Consider the following 19,504-nt stretch of genomic DNA (forward strand, 5'->3'; position numbering starts at 1 on the left):
GACCGTTGCCCGGTCGCAGTGCTGGCGCCGGAGCCGGCCTCCCCTCCCCGCCGGCCTGTGGTCACCTGGCGCAAAGCATCCTTGACGCCCCGTCATCGCTGGTAAATCGTGTGATCGCCGAATCACCGCCCTGCCTGTCGGCGTCGCAGGTCAGCGGTGTTTCCCAGCTCGTCGTCACACCTCGTCCTGCGCCCCGGCGCCCCGGGTTCCCTCCCGGCGCCAGGGCCTCTCAAGGAGATTTCTTGTCCAGCGAGCAACACCTCCTCAAGGTCTACAGCGACCGCACCTACGCACACACCACCACGGTCCGGCACCAGGGCACCACGGTGGCGCTGGCGATGGACGACCGGCGGCGGATCGTCTACAGCGTGCTGGATCTGGCCCGGCACGACGAAGCCAAGGGTGAGCTGGACGCCGCCTACTGGTCGGAGAATCCGCTCCCCCTGCGTTTTCCCTCCGAGATCACGGACGCGGGTTTCGCGGCCGCCGGAGCCACCGCGCTGCCGGTGGTCAAGAACGGTGGCCGGGTGGAGGCGGCCGCCGGCGAGCGGCTGGACGAGGACGAGGTGGATGCGTTCCTGTCCACCACGGCCAGGCTCACCGCCCCCGCCCCCTTCCACGCCCTGTCGGACGGCACGCACATCGTCGTGCTGCGCCAGTCCATCGGCGCGGACCACCCCGATGCCGTGCACAAGCTGACGGGGGGCGGCTCCTCCGGTGATCCGGAACGCGGTGGCTACGTCACCGACGGCACGGGCGCCAAGGTGCCGCTCGTGGCGGACACCCTGCTGTGCGACCGGTTCTTACTCGTCGGCGGGCAGCTCAAGCCCGTCCTGGAGGCACGGTACCGCCGCAGCCGGCACAGGACCCGGCCGGACTCGGCCAAGGACAGCCTGGGCACGACCGACATGGAAGGCCGTGCCTTCCACGAGCCGACGCAGGAGCTGTCCTTCGTCCGCCACCTCTCCGGCGGGCGTTTCACCGCCCTCCTCGTCCCCACCGCCGTGCACGGGCAGCAGCGCTGGCAGGTCTTCGCGCACAACGACGCCACCGGCCGCATCGACTCCTTCAACGTCGAGCAGGGCCGCGACGGGCTGTTCAACCTCCAGGGCACCCAGGCGTGGACCAGCCCGGACCCGGCCCACCGCGACGCGGTGTACGAGAGCGCCCCCGGCACCTGCCCGTTCACCGGGCAACCGCTGATACCGGTGGTGAGCACCGAGGGCCATGCGGAGACCGCGCTGGCCTTCGGCGAGGGCGACGCCCATGTGCGCGTACCGGAGGGGCCGGAGCTGGCCGGCCGCGACTTCACCGTCGAGTTCTGGGCGCGGCGCACGGCGACGGGTCGTCAGGAGTTCCTCGTCGGCCACGGTGACGAAGCCGGCGCTCCCCTGAAGTCCCTGCACATCGGCTTCCGTGAGAACGACCACTTCACCTTCGCCTTCTACGCCGACGACCTCAACTCCGACAGCCCGGTCGCGGACACCTCCTGGCACCACTGGGCCTGCGTGTACGACCACAAGGCCCGCAGGCAGACCGTCTACCGCGACGGCGAGGAGGCCGGCAGCCGCACCACCGGCGCCGACTACGCCGGGACGGGCCCCCTGCTGCTGGGCCGCGCCCTCGGCCAGGGCGCCCGCGCCGAACTCGACGAGGTGCGGATCTGGGACCGCGCCCGCACCTCCGACGAGCTCAAGCGCGACAAGGGCGTCCGCCTCATCGGCAACGACCCCGGCCTCGTCACCTACTACCGCTTCGACGAGGGCTCCGGCACACGCCTCTTCGACCAGACCGACCAGGCCCGCCACGGCGAGCTCGTCGACGGCCCGACGTGGGTCACCTCCGAAGCGCCCATCGGCGACCACCCGGGCGTACGCCGCGACAGCTTCGCCGTCGCCGGCCGGAAGACCGTCTCCGGCCTGTCCGCCGTCCTCTACCACCAGCAGGAGGAGACCGCGGTCGGCTACGGGCAGGAGCCCAAGCCGGCCAAGCGCCAGGCGCGCGTCCTGCTGTCGTACGCGACCTCCGGGCCGGACCCGAAGACCGGGGCCGCCACCGACGAGGCGTACCTGGCCACGGTCGACTTCGGCGTCGGGCGCGACGGGCGCCTCGCCCAGGTGCCGGACGAGCTGGCGCTGCCGGTGCTGGCCTCGCCGGAGGCCAGTGGGGACGTCGAGGCGATCAGCCAGCTGGACGCGCAGGTGCGGGAGCTGGACCGGGCGGCCGCGGGCAAGGAGACGGAGATCGCGCGACTGGCGTCGCAGACCGCGGACGCGCGGCAGGCGCGTGAGGAGCGCGACGCGCTCAAGGCCCGGCTGGAGAACAACCCGCTGGCGTGGTTCTACCGCGTGCGGTTCACGCAGCAGCGCGACGGCAAGGACCTGTACCTCGCGGTGTCGGGCCGGCTCCAGAACGACGCCCCGCTGGTCAGGACCACGAACAAGGACGACGCGACCGCGGTATGGCACTTCGTCGAGTACGGCGACACCCACGACGGCTACCCCCTCTACTTCATGATGAACGAGGCGGGCGCGCTCGACGTGCACGTCCGCGACGAGAGCCGGGACAACGGCGCCGAGCTGGTCCTGTGGCGGCGCAACATCAGCGGCTGGAACAGCCACTTCACCGTCCGCGACCTCGGCGACGGCCGCTCGGCCATCGTCAACCGCTACAGCGGCAAGGCGATCAGCGCCATCGACCGCATCAACCGCGACCGGGTAGTCCAGTACGACTACGGCACGGTCACCTCCAGCGGTGAGGCGGCGGTCGTCATGGAGCGGCTCCGGCCCCGCGGGTACGACTCCGGGATCCAGAGCCAGCACGACCGCCTCGCACTCGCCGAGGCCCGGCTGCGCGAGGCCGACGCCGGCCAGGAGAAGATCAGCCACCTCCAGCGCGAGCTCGCCGTCATCCAGGCCGAGCTGACCGCCAAGCGCGAGGAGCTCGCCCGCCTCACCGGCGGCCTCAAGGGCGCCGACGACATCGCCCTGCCGATGCCGCAGCTCTCCGTCGACCGGACCGGCCTCAGCTGCTCCGGCGCGCTGCTGGAGTTCGCCCGCGGCGCCGACCGCCCGTACCTGCTGGACAGCGCCACGGGCAGCGTCGTGCTGTACTTCCGGGGTGCGAACGGGCAGTTCTTCGCCACCTATTACGACACCCTCGTCTCCCGCGCCACCCGGCAGTTCGCGGGCCCCGACGGCACCGCGATGACCTTCGCCGCCCGCGACGCGGGCACCGACCTCGCCGGCCTGGACATCCTCATCATGGACGTCGGCGACGCCGGGCTGTGCGAGCTGACGATCCGGCGCGGCAAGGAGAGCGAGATCTGGCGCCGGCTGCCGCGCCGGGCCGCCGACTTCGCCGCCGCCGTCAACGGTGCGGCGGGCGGAGCGTACGACTACGCGCGGCAGGCCGAGAGCAACCGCCCCGGCGTGCCGCTGTCGGCCGGTTCCCGGCTCCTGGTCGTCGACCCGGGCAAGGCGCAGGAAGTGCCGCTGGGCACCGTGCCCGACCTCGTCACCGGTCACGGGCCCCGCTGGCGCGCGGACAAGCCCGGCCGGGCCTACGCCTTCGACGGGCGGCAGAACGTCGTGGCCATGGACGCGCATCTGGAGCGCGCCGCCGCGACGGGCGACCTGACCCTGGAGGCGTGGGTCAACCCCGAGCGGGTGCCCGGCGCAGCCCGCGTCATCGACGCCAACACCGGTGACAGCCCCTTCACGCTGGGCCTGCTGGCTCCCCCCGCCCCGCCCGCGAGCCCCGCCCTCTCCTTCGACGGCAAGAGCGGCGTCGCCGTCACGGACGCGCAGCTCGACATGTCCGGGACCGACTTCACGGTCGAGTTCTGGGCGCGGCGCCCCGCGGCCCCCGACGGGCGCCCGCAGATCGTGGTCGGGCACGGCACGTCGCACGCCGCCGACAGCTCCTCCCTGCACATCGGCTTCCGCGCGGACGGCACCTTCACCTTCGCCTTCTACGGGGACGACCTCGACACGAAGGAGAAGTACACCGACACCGCCTGGCACCACTGGGCGTGCGTCTACGCCAAGACCTCCCGCGAGCAGGTGATCTACCGGGACGGCGCGGAGGTGGGCCGGCGCACGGCGACACGCGGCTACCGCGGCACCGGCCCCTTCAGCTTCGGCAGCTCCCACGCCGGCTGGATCCCGGAGTACGCCCGGATCGAGATGGACGAGGTCCGGTTGTGGGCCACCGCCCGTACCGCGACCCAGATCCGTGAGCGGATGGAGACACGGCTCAAGGGCGACGAGGACGGTCTCTGGGGCTGCTGGTCCTGCACGGGGCCGGCTTCCGGGCCCGACGGGAAGCCGGTCGTCACCGACCGCTCGCCGCAGCACTACCCCGTGGCCTTGCGCGGTACCGTCACCACCGCCACCGCCCCCGAGGTGCTCACCGCCGGCGAGACCCCCGGCTACCGCATCGTCGCCGCCGTCGGCAACCGCCTCACCGCCACCCGCGCCTCCTTCCCGCTGCGCGAGTGGACCCATCTGGCCGCCGCCTACGAGCAGTCGTGGGCGGTCGAGCTCGCCGACGGCGCGTACGCGGAGGCGCCCGACAACGACGCGCTCGACATCGCCGGCGACCTCACCGTCGAGGTCTTCTGCCGCGTCGACGCCCTCGGCACGGTCCAGGGCCTGCTCTCCAAGGGCCGTACCGCCGACGGCTCCGGCGGCAGCGTCCCGTACCGGCTGCTCGTCCTGCCCGACGGCAGGCTGGAGTTCGGCTTCGAGGAGCCGGACGGGAAGCTCGTGCGGTTCGCCTCCACCGGGGCCCTCGGCGCGGGAACGTTCCACCGGATCGGCGTCGTCCGCAAGGGCGGCCGCTCGATGCAGGAGCGCAAGGGCAGCAAGGAGATCACCGCGGCCGGCGCCGACGGCAAGCCCGTCAAGCAGACCGTGGAACTGGTGGAGTCCGTCGACGTCCAGGAGTGGCAGGAGATCCGCTTCTTCGTCGACGGCCGCGAGGCGGGCACCACCCGCTACGAGGGGTCCGGCGCCAAGGGCAACACCGGCACGCTCGACATCGGCCGCGCCCGGGACGGCCTGGAGACGCACTCCTTCACCGGCGTCGTCTCCGAGGTCCGGCTGTGGGGCGTGGCCCGCGACGCGGCCCAGCTCGGCACGCCCGTCTCCGCGCGCGACCGCGGCCTGACCGCGCACTGGCGCTTCGAGGAGAACGCCGGCAACACCGCCGCCGACGCCACCGGCTCGCACGCCGCCCGGCTGCGCGGCGCCCGCTGGACCCGTAACCCCGACCCGCGGGGCAGCCTCTTCCGTATCCACCGCAACGGCGTCTCCGTGGCCTGCGACCCGCTGGAGAGCGACGACTTCGCGGACTACGGCGACGCCCAGCTCTCCCTCGGTGCCCGTCTCAAGGGCGGCCAGGCCACCCAGCCCTTCCACGGCGTCCTGGAGGAGGTGCGGATCTGGCGCACCGCCCGCACCCAGGAGCAGGTCCTCGACAACCTCTTCACCCGCCTCCAGGGCGGGAAGGAGGACCTGATCGCCTACTGGTCCTTCGACCGGGCCTCCACCGACGAGGGCGCCGGCCTCGTCCGGGACGAGGGCCTGCGCGGCAACGACCTGACCCTCCCCGCCGGGCCGGGCCGCCCCACCGCCGTGCTGTCCACGGCCCCCGTCTCCAGTGACACCGCCCAGGTCCGCTCGGCACTCGCCGCCATGCGCACGCCCTTCCACGAGCAGATCACCGGGTCCCCCGCCGTCGCCGAGTACGCCGACATGCAGTACTCGGCCAAGGGCGAGGCGTTCGGCGTGCTGAAGCGGGCCTACGGCTACCTGCGCGACGGCCGCTGGCACCTGGTCACCGGCTACAAGGTCGGGGACCTGGTCAGCGAATGGGTCAGCCAGGTGCAGTTCGACCCGCAGCTGGTCGGCTACGTCGAGGGGGCACCGCCCGTGCCGTCGGAGAACCTCACGCCCAACACCGTCGACCCCGACCGGGCGACGTACGACGGCGTCGCCTCGGTGGAGTTCACCGAGGCCGAGGAGGTCGTCCACTCGCTGTCGTCGGCCAAGGAGCGCAGCGTCGACGCGGCGTTCACCTTCGCCCTCTCCAACGAGGTCGACGTCGACATGTGGATGATCGCCGCGCCGCTGGGCTTCGGCGTCGCCAAGTCCATGGCGAAGGCCAAGGTGTCGGTGGGGGTGCGCGGCAGCCTGGAGTTCTCCAACAGCTGGGCCGACGAGACCGCGGTCTCCCAGGGCGAGAACTCCGCCCGCGCGATGAAGGTGGACCTCTCCGGCAGCTGGGAGGACCCGTTGAAGCCGCTCAACGCCGCGCTCGGCCGTCGCTACGTGCCCGTCAACACCGGCTTCGCCGTGGTGCAGTCGCAGACCGCCGACGTGTTCGCGCTGCGCCTCGCACACAGCGGAGCCCTGGTCGCCTACCGCATCCAGCCCAACCCCGACGTTCCCAAGGACTGGAACGTCGTGCCCTTCCCGCTGAACCCCCGCTACACCAAGCAGGGAACCCTCGACGGCACCGTGGGGTACGACGAGCGCGGCAGGGTCCTCGATCCCGACTACGCGTCGGGCCGCGAGCAGGGCGAGTACAGCTACTACAAGCCGCGCGAGGCGTACGCCATCAAGCGGCGCATCCAGCGCGAACAGCAGCGGCTGCGCAGCTACTACGAGACGGTCTCCACCGAGACCGGCGTGCCCGACCCCACCGCCGAGCGGGCGGGCCGCGTCCTGGGCACCGCGATCGGGGGCGACACCTCCCCCGGCAAGGGACGCGACACGGCCGGCAGCACCACCGGCGACGGCTTCTCCCGCCGGGACCTGGTCAACACCTACGTCTGGACGGCGGACGGCGGTTTCTTCGCCGAGACCACCGAGACCACGGACGCGGTGAGCGAGACGACCGCCGGCTCCTACTCGCTCTCCGGCTCCGTGGGCGCCTCCGTCGGCGCGTCCTTCGACGTCATGGGCGTCGGCGTCAACGCACAGCTCGACGCCTCCGTCGGCGGTGGCATGTCCGTCACCCGTGCCCGCGGCAAGCAGGCGTCCCGTTCCTTCGGGCTGAACGTGACCTGCGCGCCGTCCGGCAACCTCCAGAAGTACGACGCGGGGCGCAAGCCCGTCTTCGATGCCGGCGGCAATCCGGTCAACGCCCCCGGCAAGGTCGACGCGTACCGGTTCCTCAGCTTCTACCTCGGCGAGGACACCGAGCACTTCGACACGTTCTTCCACAAGGTCGTGGACCCGAGGTGGCTGGAGAACGGCACCGACCCGAACGCGGCCGCGCTGCGCCAGGCGCGCCAGTCGGACCGCAAGCCGCCGTGCTGGCGGGTGATGCACCGCGTCACCTTCGTCAGCCGTCTCCTGCCGCCCGTGCCGCCCGCCGACGCCCCGCCGGTCGAGCGCGCGATGCGGGAGCTGGACCTGGAGAGCAACTACGAGCTCGTCCGCCGTCTCGACCCCTACGTCAAGGCGTCGGCCACCGGCCGTGACGCACTCGCCGAGGCCGTGCGCACCGCCCTGGCCACGCGCCTGCCGGAGCTGGTCCCGCACACGGTGGAGGTGATCGACTTCCTCGCGCAGTACTACGGCGTGGAGGGCTGACGCCCGGGGCCCGCGCAGGGCGCCGTGCCCGGGGCGGGGTTTCTCCCCGTCCCGGGCACGGCGGCCAGGGCCGTGCGGGAGGACTGTGGTCAGCTGCCCGGCCCCACCGACGGCAGGTAGCGCGGCGCCCGCCAGGCGCCCAGCCTGTGCTCCACGGCGGCCCCCAGCGCCAGCAGCCTGGCGTCCTGGTGGTCACCGGCCATGAGGAGCACGCCGACGGGCAGTTCGTTCACGAAACCGGCGGGTACGGACAGCGACGGGTAGCCGGCCGCGGCCGCGGGCGTGGAGGACGGGATCACGTCGTTGTCGCCTCGCGCGCAGTCGGTCGTCCAGGCGGGCGGGTTCGTCGGGGAGGCGATGGCGTCCAGGTGGTGGGCGGCCATGGTCTCGTCCAGGGAGCGCCGGGACAGGTTGTTCAGTTCGGCGCGCATCGCCCGGTGTTCCGGGCTGGTGGCGGGAGGCGCGGCCAGGGCCTGCTCGAAGAGTTCCTGGCCGGCGAAGCAGGTGCGTTCCGCCGGGTGGGTGCGGTTGAACCCGATCAGTTCGGTGAGGGTGCGGGGCCCGGCACGGGTGGCGAGGTAGGCGTTGATGTCCCGGTGGAATTCGCTGAGCAGCGTCGGGTATTCGAGTTCGGCGAGCCGGGCCTGGTAGGGCGGGGTCACCTCGACGACCTCGGCTCCCGCGCTGCGCAGCTTCTCGGCCGTGCGGGTCATGAGGGCGTCGACCTGCGGTCCGAGTGAGGGCAGCCGCCACAGGCCGATGCGTCGGCCGCGCAGGCCGTGCGCCTGCTGGTCCACGGGGCCGGGGGTGCCCTTGGGGCGCAGGGTTTCGCCGCCGCTCAGCACCGACAGGGTGATCGCCGCATCGGTCACGTTGCGTGCCATCGGTCCTGCGGTGTCCTGCTCGGCGGAGATGGGCACCACCCCCGCCCCGCTGACGAGTCCGCGACTGGGTTTGTGGCCGACCACCCCATTCATCCCGGCCGGGCACACGATGGAGCCGTCCGTCTCGGTGCCGATCGCCACCTGTGCCAAGGACGCGGCCATCGCGGCGGCCGATCCGGAGGACGAGCCGCAGGGGTTCCGGTCCAGGACGTACGGGTTGTTGGTCTGCCCGCCCACCGCCGACCACCCCGACGTCGGTTTGGCGGCACGGAAGTTCGCCCATTCCGACAGGTTCGTCTTGCCCAGGATCACGGCCCCCGCCTCCCGCAGGCGGGTCACCAGGGTGGCATCGGCGTCCGGCGGGCGTCCGGCCAGGGCCAGCGAACCGGCGGTGGTCGGCATGTCGCGGGTGTTCACGTTGTCCTTCAGCAGCACCGGTATGCCGTCGAGCGGGCCACGGGTCGTGCCGTGCCGGTGCCTGGCGTCGCTGGCGGCCGCCTGGCGCAGGGCCGTCGGGTCGGTGCGCAGGACCGCGTGGATCGTGGGATCGACGGCCTCGATCCGCCGCAGGTAGGCGCTGGTCAGCGCCGACGAGGTCAGCGAACCGCCGGCCATGCGGGCCTGCAGCTGCGGGATCGTCGTCGTGTCGAGGTCCACTCCCCGTACCGGGGACGCCCCGGCCGGTGGCAGCCCGCTGTCGGTGCCGGGTTCCGTGGCCTGGGCACGCGGCCCCGGCACGCCCGTCACGAGGGACCCCGCCGCCAGAGCGGCCATCAGTGCAGCAGTTCTCCTCTTCCTCATGAGCCTCAGCGCACTACATGGCCGGTGTCCGGCACAAGGGTGCCTCCCTGCCGCCCGTCCCCCGGATGGAGCAGCGTTTGCGGAGCTCGTGGCCGATCGGGGGTAGGAAGAGGGTGAGTGCCCCCGCGAGCGAAGGAGCGCCCGGGATGAGGGTGGTGGTCGACCTCAACCGTTGTCAGGGCTACGCGCAGTGTGCCTTTCTCGCTCCCCGGGTGTTCGAGCTGCACGGCGACGAGGCCCTGCTGTACACCCCGGCCGTGCCCGCCGAGCAGCACGAGCGGGTGCTGCGGGCCGCGGCCGCCTGCCCGGTGCAGGCGATCGTCGTCGGGGAGCAGGCGGGTGCGGCCGGTGTCCGGTGACCTGCGCAGCGGACGGATCGTCATCGTCGGTGCCTCCCTGGCCGGCCTGCGGGCCGCCGAAGCGCTGCGCGACGAGGGCTTCACCGGCTCCCTGACGCTCGTCGGGGACGAGCCCCACCTGCCGTACGACCGTCCGCCGCTGTCGAAGCAGGTGCTGCTCGGGCGGGCGCGGGCCGAGGAGTGCGGGCTGCCGGCACGCCGCGCGCTGCAGGCGCGGTGGCGGCTCGGGGTGGGTGCCGTCGGTGTGGACACGGCCGGCAAGCGGGTGCTGCTCGCGGACGGCGAGCAGGTGCCGTACGACCGGCTGCTGATCGCCACGGGGACCCGGGCCCGGCCCTGGCCGGATCCCGGAGAGGCCGCTCTGGACGGGGTGTTCACGGTCCGCACGGTCGGGGACGCGAGCCGCCTCGCCGAGCGGCTCGACGCCGGTCCCCGCCGGGTGCTGGTGATCGGCGCGGGGTTCACCGGCTCCGAGATCGCCTCCGCCTGCCGGGAGCGCGGGCTGGCCGTGACGGTCGCGGAGCGCGGCCGGGCGCCGCTGATCGGCGCACTGGGCGGCACCGTGGGTGCCTGGGCCACGAAGCTGCAGCTCGCGCACGGCGTCGACCTGCGGTGCGGGGTGACGGTGAGCGCTCTCAAGGGCGAGAACGGCCGTCTGACCGGCGCCGAGTTCTCCGACGGCAGCCGCATCGACGCCGACGTGGCCGTGGTCGCCCTGGGCGCGGTCCGCAACACCGAATGGCTGGCCGACTCCGGGCTCGCCGCCGGGCCCCGGGGCGTGGCCTGCGACGCCGGGTGCCGGGTGTTCGACATGTACGGCATCGTCTCCGACGACGTCTTCGTCGCCGGGGACGTGGCCCGCTTCCCGCATCCGCTCTTCGAGTACCAGCTGATCGCCCTTGAGCACTGGGGCAACGCCGTCGCCCAGGCCGAGGTCGCCGCGCACAACATGGTCAGCTCCGGCCCGCACAGGCGCCCCCACCTGTCGGTGCCGGCCTTCTGGTCCAGCCAGTTCGGCCTCAACATCAAGTCCGTCGGCGTGCCGACCTTCTCCGACCAGGTCGTCATCGCCCAAGGTGCCCCGGAGGAACGCCGCCTGGTCGCGGTCTACGGCTACCGCGGCCGCGTCACCGCCGCGGTAGCCGTCAACCGGGCCAAATGGCTTGAGCACTATCAGCGGCTGATCGAAACCGCCGCCCCGTTCCCGCCCGGGCCCGGCGCGGCCGACTTCGTCGACGGCAGCGAACCCGTCCCCTCCGATGTGCCGGACCCCAGGGTGCTCTCGCACGGCCCGACCGTCGCCCTCACCGGCCACCTGCCCGACCGGCGCCTGACCCTGCTGCGTCCCGGAGGCTGACCGCCCGCCGCCCCGCTAGGAGCCCCGCTCATGTCCTCGGAAACCCTCTTCCGGCGCATCACCGACTCCCGTCACCGCCCCGATCCCTATCCGCTGTACGCAGAGCTGCGGGAAGCCGGCGGCGTGGCGCGCCAGGAGAGCGGGGCGTACCTGGTGGGCACCTACCACGAGATCAACGCCCTGCTCCACGATCCGCGCGTCAGCTCGGACCTGCGCAACCGCACCGAACCCGACCCGGGTCTCCTGGTGCCGGAGGGGCTTCCGCCGGCCTTCATCGGCATCGACGACCCCGAACACGACAGGCTCCGGCGGCTGACCATGCGGCAGTTCGGTCCGCCCTGTTCACCCGGCCGCGTGGACGCCCTGCACGAGGAGATGGAAGGCATCGCCGAGGAACTGGCCGACGGCCTGGCGGGCAGGGACCGCGTCGACCTCGTCGACGACTTCGCCTTCCCGCTGCCCGTCACCGTCATCTGCCGGCTGCTCGGCGTGCCGCACGAGGACGTGCAGAAGCTGCACACCTGGGCGGACACCGTCGTCGCGAGCCTGGACTTCGCTCCCGGGGAGGATCCCGAGCCGCGACGGCGCGCCGCCCAGGAGGCACGCATGACCATGGGCACGTACCTGGGCGAGCTCGCCGGGGAACGGCGGGGCAGCCCCGCCGGCGACATGCTCTCCGGCCTCGTCAACGACGAGGGCCCGGAGGGACGTCTCACCGACCTGGAACTCATGGTCACCACCGTCCTGCTGCTGATCGCCGGGCACGAGACCACCGTCAACCTCATCACCAACGGCATGCTCACCCTCCTCCGCCACCCCGGGGAACTCGAACGGCTGCGGGCCCATCCGGAACTGATGCCCGGCGCGGTCGAGGAGCTCCTGCGCTACGAGCCCCCCGTGCAGATGCTGCCCCAGCGCACCGCGCTGGCCGACATCGAGATCGCCGGAGTGACCATCCCCCGGGGTGTGCCGCTGATCCTGGTCCTGGCCTCGGGCAACCGCGACCCGCTGCGCTTCCCCGAGCCCGACCGCTTCGACCCCACCCGGAGCGACAACCAGCACTTCGGCTTCGGCAGCGGCATCCACAACTGCTTCGGCGCGCCGCTCGCCCGCCTGGAGACGCAGATCGCGCTCACCACGTTGCTGCGCCGGCTCGACACCCCACGGCTGCTGGAGGACCCGCCCGAGTACCGCAACAGCCCCGTCCTGCGCGGCCCCCGCCACCTGCCCGTCGCCCTGACGTAGCGGGGCCGTGGGCGATGCCCCTCCCCGGGGGAGAAACGGCCTGGACCGAGGCGGACGTCCTCCCCGAGAATCACCACATGATCGAAAGCACCGCCCCCGCGCTCACCGACGCGCTCCTCGCCGCCCTCGACCCGCTGTCCTTCCCGGAGCGCGTGCGCCACACCGCCCGGTGGGCCCGGGAGCGCCGGGCTGGTGGGGAGCTGGGGGCGGTGCTGGCCGAGCTGTCGGGGCGGGGGAGGTACGAACGGGGCGTCGCGGCCTTGGTCGCGGGCGTCGGCCGTGACGTCGCCTGGTTGCAGAGCCGGCTGACCGACCCCGATCCGGCCGTCAGGGTCCACGCCGTCGCCGCCGTCCGCGAGGGGCTCATATCCGACGCAGCCGTCACGGCGGCGCTGGAGGACGCCCCCATGGCGATCCGCCGTCAGATCGTCCGGGCTGTCGTCGCAGGCCGGCGCACAGCCGTCGCGGATGCCCTCGTCCGGCCGGTCCGCGAGCGCTGGGGCGACGCCGAGGCGGCGAAGCTGCTGCCGGCCTGTTCGCCCGCCACCGTCGAGGAACTGCTGCCCGCGCTCTTCCACACCACCCTCCCCTGGGGCAAGGTCGCCGAACACCACTCCCCCGCCGTCCTCGACGAGGCGGAACGCCGGCTCGCGGCGTTGCCCGAGGACCACCGGCAAAGGTGGTGGAACACGCACGGATCCGCCGTGGCGGCCACCGTCCGGATGCAGCCCCTGCGGGTGCTCGACCTGCTGGAGCGGCTGTGTCCGGGCGCGCTGCCCGCACGCTTCCACCGGCAGCTCGGCCGGCTGGCCGCCGCCGACCCGGGCGGCACCCTCCGGCTCCTCCTGGCGCCGGACCGCGACGACGCGGACCTCCACCACCTGCCGAGGTCCGTCCTCCGCATTCTCGTGCAGCACCAGCCGCCCGGCTTCGACGCGTTCGCCCGGGCGATGGCCCGTGACGAGCGTGCTCTCGTACGGCTGCTGAAGGCGATGGCGCCGTCACGGCGCACCGAGTGCTACGACATCGCGATGAACGGGCGGAGCACGGGCTATGCCGCCCTGTCGCACGGCGTCCTCGACGTGCTGCCCCGGGCCCGGCGCGAGGCCGAGGCCCGGCGCATGGCCGGGCAGGCCCGCGAGTACGGCGGCGGCTGGCAGACCATCCTGGCGGCCATGACCTACCTGCCGGTGGCGGAGGCGCGCGCGGAACTGCTGGCCGCGACCCGTCGCTCCGCGCCCATGGAGCGGGCCTACGCCTACAAGCTGCTGGTGCGCAACGCGGTCCTCGCCCGCGACCCCGCCGCCGTCACGGAACTGCTCGCGGGCCTGGACCGGCTGCGCAACGAGCAGCAGCCGGTACGCGCCGCCTTCCTGGCGGCCCTCGCCGACGTCCGGCCCACCCTGTTCGCCCCCGAAGCGGCTCCCCACCTGGAACGCATCACGACCGACGCCGTCGAGGCACGGGACTTCTCGTGGCCCGAGAGTTCCGCCCTGCGCTCCCTGGCCCACGGGCTGCTGCGCGAGCCCGCGGACGCCGGGCGTGAGCAGGCCGGGGAGCCGGCCGGCTGGGCGCTGCGTACCCTGGCGCGGCTGACCGGTTCCGCCGCCACCCGCCGCCAGGACCTGCGGCCGGGCCAGGAGCACGAGGTCTTCGCAGCGCTGCGTCCGTCCCTCGAAGCCGCCGCCGGCAAGGCCGACTTCACGGACGCCCTCACCCTGGCGGCATCGCTCGGGGAACGCGCCCGTGCCGTGCCCGGGCTGCAGGCCCTGCTGCGGCGGGCGATCGAGCACGGCGGGCCCGACGCCGCACGCCGGGCCGCCGCGCACTGGCTGGACGACCCGCGGACCAGGGACACCCGCCTGGCCGAGCTGATCGCGCTGGAGCCGTCCGCCGTCACGATCTCCTGCGTGCAGTGGGCGCTGGTGTGCCGCCGCACCGATCTGCTGGACGCCGTGCTGGGCGGCACTCCTCCGTACGGCCGGTTCCTGACCAAGGACAGCCACTGGCTGCCGCCCGTCTGCCGGGACACGAAGCACTGGCTGCCGCGCCAGCAGGCCACCGCCGCACGGCTGCTGGAGCGTGCGGTGGCGGACAACAGCCTCACCGTCCACCAGCGCGTGCACGCGCTCCGGCTGGCCGCCTGGATCCCCGGATACGGCACCGAACTGCTGCTGCGCTACGCCGACGACAGCAGTGTGCCGCTGGCCGAGGCCGCGCTCGCGGCTCTCGCCCGGACGGAGACCCCGGGCCGGCACCTGCGGCTGCTCCTCTCCCACGCCGGCGGGGACCGGGCCCGCGTCGCCGTCCCCGCGGCATCCCGCGCGAGCCGGTTCGTCGCGCCGTCCGCGCTGGCCGGGGAGCTGAGGGGGCTGCTGACCGCGGACAGCGGGGTGAAGGTGACCAGCCGCAAGGAGGCCGCGCGGCTCGCCGCCACCGCACTGCCCGCGCCGGAGGCGGTGGCACTCCTCGCCGAGGCGTGCACGCGCCCCGGTCAGCACCACGACGTACAGGCCGCGTGTGTGGCGTTCACCAAGGGCCTGCTCGCGCACGAAGAGGCGTGGGGGCTGCTGGAAAGCGCCGCGGCCGGCCGGCGCGAGCTGCGGACGGCCGTCCTGGCGAGCCGGCCCGGCGATCTGCCCGAGCGCCACCGACGGCGCTACGCGGCGCTCGTACGGGCCGTGTGCGACACCGACGACCCCGAGGTGGCGCTCCATGGATACACGGCGCTCGGGACGTGGTCGCCCTGGGCGCCGGATGCCGCGGGAGTCCTGGCGGCCGCCGTCGCCGATCTGGACAACCGGGCGAGCTGGCACCACGCCGCCGACGCGCTGTGCGACGTCGTCACGCTGGCTCCTTCCGGCTCGCCGGACCCCACCCCGCTCGTCCGTACGCTCACCGCCCTGATCGATGCCGATGCCCTGCCCGGCACCCCCGACGCGGAACCCGACCGCGACCGGCCCGCACACCAGCGCATCCGGCGTCTGACCCTCGGCCTGGCGCGGAGGAGTACGCAGCATCCCCGGGCCGTGCGGGAAGCGGCGCTCGCCGTCGCCGGACTCCTCGGTGAAGCAGGGGACTACGGCCCCGAGGCGGCCGAACTGCTGGTCCGCACACTCGATCCGCAGGCGGCTCCGGACAGGCTGACGTCGCAGCTTGAGCACCTCGCCCGGTTCCACCACGGCAGGCCGGCCCTCGCGGCCCGTACGGCCGCATCACTCGTCCAGCGTCTGGGAACACACCACGGCAGCAACGAGGCACTCGCCCACGCGGCCCGTTCCCTGACCACCGACGGGGGTCAGGCAACCGGACTGTTCGCGGTCGCCCTCACCACGGTGGGAGGCCACCGCACGGACTGGTCGGCCACCTGGCGCGAACAGCTGCGGGTCCTGCGCCGGCACGGCTGCGCGGACGTACGCGACGAGGCCCGCGCCACGACCACCGCCGGGGAGTGAGGGAACACCCACCCGAGGCGGCGCCCGGGCGGCCGGGGCGCGACGAAGCCCCGGCCCGCCCCGCGGGTACGACGGCGGACGGGGGTGTGCGGGCGGCGGGCCGGGGCATCACCACCAAGCCGGTCTGCACGACTCCGTCCCGTCGCGGTCGTGCCGAGAGTGGAGGGAGGGCCCGCCGTGCCCCCTGCCGATGCCGTGGCCGAGGAGGCCACGGTGCTCCTGCGCCGACTCGGCGCCGACGTCATCGCCCACCCCGGCGGTACCCTCCTCGCCCACCTGCAACGGGTCCGTGCCCGGCTCGGCCTCTGGCGGGCGCGTCCGGTGCTGCAACTGGCGGGGCTCTGCCACGCGTCCTACGGCACCGACGGCTTTCCCACCGCGTTGCTCCCGCTCGACCGCCGTGCCGAGCTCGCAGCGGTCATCGGTGACGAGGCGGAGGCCATCGTGTACCTCTACGCCTCCTGCGACCGCAGGGTCACCTATGCGGCATTCCCCCACAGCGCTGCCGGCTTCCGCGACCGTTTCACCGGCCGGGAGCGCGCCCCGGGCACCCAGCCGATCCGGGACTTCGCCGAGCTGACCGCCGCCAACGAACTGGACCTGGCCCGCATCGACCCCGCCTTCCGCGCCCAGCACGGCCCGGGCCTCCTGGCCTTGTTCACCCGCTTCCGGAACGTGCTCAGTGCCGACGCCTGGCAGGAGTGCCGCACCGTGCTCGGCTGAGCATCCGTCCGCGGTGTCGCCGGGACGCCTCAGCCGGGTGCCTGGGCGCCCCCGCCGGTCCGGATGGCGCCGAGCACTGCCTGGTGCAGGGCCTTCAACCCGTCGGGCGGCACGGGGCAGGGGCTGCCGGTGAGTGTGTACCACTCGGCGGCGCGGGTGTACTGCACCTGCACCTCGGCCGTCCCGTCCGGGCGTCGGGCGGTGGCGACGGTGAGGTCGCCGGTGATGACGCCGACCTCGTCGGTCATCGCCCCGCCGGGGCCGGCGGTCACCTCGTCCTGGTAGTGCTCGGGCTGGTCACTGGTCATGCCGTGCAGGTACCCAGCATGGTGGTGAGCATCTTCCGCTCCTCCTCGGTGACCGTGAGGCCGTAGGTGCTCTTCACCGACGTCCAGGCCCGGCCGTAGACGCACCAGGCGGACTTCGCCGGAGGCTGCCACTGGTCCGGGGACTGGTCCCCCTTGCTCCGGTTCGTGGCCGCCGAGACCGTCAGCAGCTGCGGATGGGTCAGGTCGTTGGCGAACGCCTTGCGCTTGTCGTTCGTCCAGGTGTCCGCACCCGACCGCCATGCGTTGGCCAGGGGCACGATGTGGTCGATGTCGACCTGGGAAGCCGCCGTGAACGTCTTGTCGTCGTAGAAGCTGCGCCACGTGCCGGAGACCGCCCGGCACTCGGCGTCACGCTTGACGCCCTGGCCGTCCCGTTCGAGAACCGTCTCGCGCGTGTCGCACTTGTTGCCTTGCTGGGCCCAGTGCGGGAAGGCCCCGCGGCTGTAGCCCGACATCGGCCGCGGCGCTGCCACGGCGAGCTTGCCCAGCGCCTGCCGGGCCTCCCCTGCCGACGGCAGCCCGGGCAGCACCTCACGGCCGCCGCTCTTCCCTTCCCCGGTCGCCGCGGAACCCGGAGCCGGCGCGGACGCCGACGTCGACGCGGTCTTCGATGCGCTCCCGGACCCGGACTTGGTGCCCGGCGCGGCCCGGTCGGCGCCGCTGTCGCCACAGCCTCCGAGCGTCATCGCGACCGCGCAGGCCACCGTCACGCATGCGCCGGCACGCGCCTGATGCGTCATCACCTTCACGCCTCCCCCGGTGCCAGAACCGTCCGTCCCGCCTTCAGGCTGCCCACCTCCGCGCAACCGCCAAACAGACAGAACACGCGATAGGCGCTATATCCGGCATGATCCGGAGACGGCTCGGCCGTCCGTGGCCGCGGTGAGGGAGCTCAGACCGGGACGGCCACACCTTCCGCACGGAGCCGGGAGAGCATGCGGCCAAGGCACCTGCCGGCTGAGGGCCCGTCGGCCCGCTGCCTCTCCGTCAGCGGCTCGCCGCCGACGATGAGGGTCCAGCCTGGCGTGGTCCGGGCCCCGTCCGCCTTCAGGAAGACGCTCAGGCCCTGCTCCGCCAGCCAGTCCAGGACGAGCATGCCCGTTCCCTCCGGACCGCCGCCCCGCATGCATGCCGATTCCGGCATGCCCTCGTCCACAGGCATGCCTGCCTCCCGCAACCGGGGCAATGCGTTGCGCACGCACTGCCCGATGGTGCCTTCCTCGGCCACGACGACCGGCCCCGAGACGTGGAACGTCCACCGCTCCTCGCGGACAGGACGTACGGCACTGCCGCCCGCGGAGATCGTGACAACCGCCCCTTGTTCGGCCAGCCATTGCATGAGGAGCAGAACAGCGTCCTCGTCGAAGCCCGCATCGACTCCGGACTCCGGCGCCTGTTGTCCGGCGTCATTCACGCTGTCCACGCATCCCCCCATGTGTGACCCATGCCCTGCCATTTCTCTCCTGGACAATCAGCCGTCAGGTGCGCTTGCGCGCCTCGATGAGGAACCGTGCCGTATGGGCGACGAACGGCCCTTCGCTCTCGATCCGGTCGTGAAGTTGCCGGAGCCGGTCCGCATACTGGTCGACGGTGAATCCGGGCACCATCCAGATCACCTTCCGAAGAAAATAGATCACCGCGCCGACGTCGAAGAACTCCGTGCGCAGGAATTCCGAGCGCAGGTCCACGACCTCCAAGCCGGCCGCCTCGGCCGTCCGGCGGGCGTCGTCCGGATTCCGCCGGCGACGGACCTCCTCGGGCTGCGGGCCGAGGAAGTACTCGACCAGCTCGAAGACGCTGGCCGGTCCGACCTGCTGCGAGAAGTACGTGCCGCCCGGCCGGAGCACCCGGGCGATCTCTTCCCACCACACCGTCACCGGATGCCGGCTGACCACCAGGTCGAAGGCTCCGGCGGCGAAGGGCAGCGGCGGCTCGTCCTCGTCCTGGACGACCACGGCCCCGAGCGGGTGCAGCACGCGGGTGGCCTTGGCGACGTTCGGCGGCCAGGACTCCGTGGCCACCACCAGTGGCGGAAGCTTCGGCACCCCCGCCAGGACCTCCCCGCCGCCGGTCTGGATGTCCAGCGCGGCCGAGGCACGGGCCATCCGCTCGCCCATCATGCGCTGATAGCCCCACGACGGGCGCTGCTCGGTGGCCCGGCCCTCCAGCCAGGAGAAGTCCCAGCCCTCCACCGGGACCGTTTCCGCCTCGGCCACCAGGTCCTCAAACGTTCGTGCCATGCGTGGATCGTCTCAGGCCGGCCCGCACATCGGCGACCGGATATCCGCGCCCCGGCGCGTTCGGACGCGTCAGGGGGAGTCCCTTTGGCGACCGGGTCGTCGCGGAGCGGCTGCGGCGGGTCGACAACCGGCGCATGGACTGCCTGCGCTCGCTCTTCCGCGGGCCGGACACCGACCAGGCCGAGGCCGAGGCGCGCCGCATGCTCGCCTTCCCGCTGCTGACCGGCAACCACTTCCTGGCCGCCGACCACGGCACCCGCACCCGCGAAGAGGTGTACGCGCTCGCGGTCAGACTGCTCAGGGCCTGACGCGGGGCCGGGCCGGCGCGCCCGGAGCCGCCCGTTCACGGCAGCGAAGCAATGCCCGGATCGGGTGAGCGGCCACGGTGGAGTGAATCGCACAACCGTCGCCGGGCCGCTCGCCCAGCGATGGCGGGCCGGTTGACGCCTCCTCGAATTTCCGCACGATAAAGCGCCCTTGGGAGGCCGTGACAACCCCGATCGAGGG

The 19,504-nt window shown here is 73.2% G+C and carries 12 protein-coding genes; 7 read left to right on the forward strand and 5 right to left on the reverse strand.

Annotation, left to right across the window (positions count from 1 at the left end; genetic code table 11):
* Nucleotides 1–242 precede the first annotated feature (242 nt).
* Nucleotides 243–7,604, forward strand: a complete 7,362-nt coding sequence (locus IE182_RS20430) for a LamG-like jellyroll fold domain-containing protein (RefSeq protein WP_190111327.1) — start codon at nt 243–245, stop codon at nt 7,602–7,604.
* Nucleotides 7,605–7,693: 89 nt separating this feature from the next.
* Here the strand turns inward: IE182_RS20430 and IE182_RS20435 are convergent, their stop codons facing one another.
* Entirely contained in the window at nt 7,694–9,289 is a 1,596-nt protein-coding gene (locus IE182_RS20435; RefSeq protein ID WP_190111328.1) for an amidase family protein, read from the reverse strand.
* Between the two features lie 146 nt (nt 9,290–9,435).
* On the opposite strand from IE182_RS20435, the gene IE182_RS20440 reads away from it, so the two are divergent.
* The 5 genes from IE182_RS20440 to IE182_RS20460 all read left to right on the forward strand — a co-directional run bounded on the left by IE182_RS20440 (nt 9,436) and on the right by IE182_RS20460 (nt 16,428).
* Nucleotides 9,436–9,648, forward strand: a complete 213-nt coding sequence (locus tag IE182_RS20440) for a ferredoxin (protein ID WP_190111329.1) — start codon at nt 9,436–9,438, stop codon at nt 9,646–9,648.
* Entirely contained in the window at nt 9,638–11,005 is a 1,368-nt protein-coding gene (locus IE182_RS20445; protein ID WP_190111330.1) for an NAD(P)/FAD-dependent oxidoreductase, read from the forward strand. The genes IE182_RS20440 and IE182_RS20445 overlap by 11 nt, the downstream gene beginning before the upstream one ends.
* A 30-nt stretch (nt 11,006–11,035) precedes the next feature.
* Complete coding sequence (locus IE182_RS20450; RefSeq protein ID WP_190111331.1) at nt 11,036–12,250, forward strand: cytochrome P450; 1,215 nt, start codon at nt 11,036–11,038, stop codon at nt 12,248–12,250.
* A 77-nt stretch (nt 12,251–12,327) separates the two neighbouring features.
* Nucleotides 12,328–15,705 carry a hypothetical protein gene (locus tag IE182_RS20455; RefSeq protein ID WP_190111332.1) on the forward strand — a complete coding sequence of 1,126 codons (3,378 nt, stop codon included), beginning with the start codon at nt 12,328–12,330 and terminating at the stop codon, nt 15,703–15,705.
* Between the two features lie 177 nt (nt 15,706–15,882).
* Nucleotides 15,883–16,428, forward strand: a complete 546-nt coding sequence (locus IE182_RS20460) for a DUF6817 domain-containing protein (protein WP_190111333.1) — start codon at nt 15,883–15,885, stop codon at nt 16,426–16,428.
* A 29-nt stretch (nt 16,429–16,457) separates the two neighbouring features.
* On the opposite strand, the gene IE182_RS20465 is transcribed toward IE182_RS20460, so the two are convergent.
* From IE182_RS20465 to IE182_RS20480, 4 genes are all read right to left on the reverse strand, one after another.
* The gene (locus IE182_RS20465; protein ID WP_190111334.1) at nt 16,458–16,736 is read right to left on the reverse strand and encodes a hypothetical protein; all 279 of its coding nucleotides are present in this window, start codon (nt 16,734–16,736) and stop codon (nt 16,458–16,460) included.
* Nucleotides 16,733–17,497, reverse strand: coding sequence for an HNH endonuclease family protein (locus tag IE182_RS20470; protein WP_229844972.1), 765 nt, complete (start codon nt 17,495–17,497; stop codon nt 16,733–16,735). Before IE182_RS20470 ends, IE182_RS20465 begins: the two co-directional genes overlap by 4 nt.
* A 152-nt stretch (nt 17,498–17,649) precedes the next feature.
* Nucleotides 17,650–18,180: a hypothetical protein gene (locus tag IE182_RS20475; RefSeq protein ID WP_190111335.1), complete on the reverse strand. Its 531-nt coding sequence runs from the start codon at nt 18,178–18,180 to the stop codon at nt 17,650–17,652.
* 55 nt (nt 18,181–18,235) lie between these two features.
* The gene (locus tag IE182_RS20480) at nt 18,236–18,997 is read right to left on the reverse strand and encodes a class I SAM-dependent methyltransferase (protein ID WP_190111336.1); all 762 of its coding nucleotides are present in this window, start codon (nt 18,995–18,997) and stop codon (nt 18,236–18,238) included.
* 2 nt (nt 18,998–18,999) lie between these two features.
* Between IE182_RS20480 and IE182_RS20485 the strand changes: the two genes are divergently transcribed.
* Complete coding sequence (locus IE182_RS20485) at nt 19,000–19,305, forward strand: hypothetical protein (RefSeq protein ID WP_190111337.1); 306 nt, start codon at nt 19,000–19,002, stop codon at nt 19,303–19,305.
* The last annotated feature ends 199 nt before the right edge of the window (nt 19,306–19,504 follow it).

Source organism: Streptomyces cinnamoneus (genome assembly GCF_014650495.1).
GTDB classification, from domain to species: Bacteria; Actinomycetota; Actinomycetes; order Streptomycetales; family Streptomycetaceae; genus Streptomyces; species Streptomyces cinnamoneus.

Excerpts from the sequence above, each read along its gene's own strand:
- IE182_RS20435 (WP_190111328.1), bottom strand. The coding sequence starts at position 9,289 with ATGAGGAAGAGGAGAACTGCTGCACTGATGGCCGCTCTGGCGGCGGGG.
- IE182_RS20440 (WP_190111329.1), top strand. The coding sequence starts at position 9,436 with ATGAGGGTGGTGGTCGACCTCAACCGTTGTCAGGGCTACGCGCAGTGT.
- IE182_RS20450 (WP_190111331.1), top strand. The coding sequence starts at position 11,036 with ATGTCCTCGGAAACCCTCTTCCGGCGCATCACCGACTCCCGTCACCGC.
- IE182_RS20455 (WP_190111332.1), top strand. The coding sequence starts at position 12,328 with ATGATCGAAAGCACCGCCCCCGCGCTCACCGACGCGCTCCTCGCCGCC.
- IE182_RS20465 (WP_190111334.1), bottom strand. The coding sequence starts at position 16,736 with ATGACCAGTGACCAGCCCGAGCACTACCAGGACGAGGTGACCGCCGGC.
- IE182_RS20470 (WP_229844972.1), bottom strand. The coding sequence starts at position 17,497 with ATGACGCATCAGGCGCGTGCCGGCGCATGCGTGACGGTGGCCTGCGCG.
- IE182_RS20480 (WP_190111336.1), bottom strand. The coding sequence starts at position 18,997 with ATGGCACGAACGTTTGAGGACCTGGTGGCCGAGGCGGAAACGGTCCCG.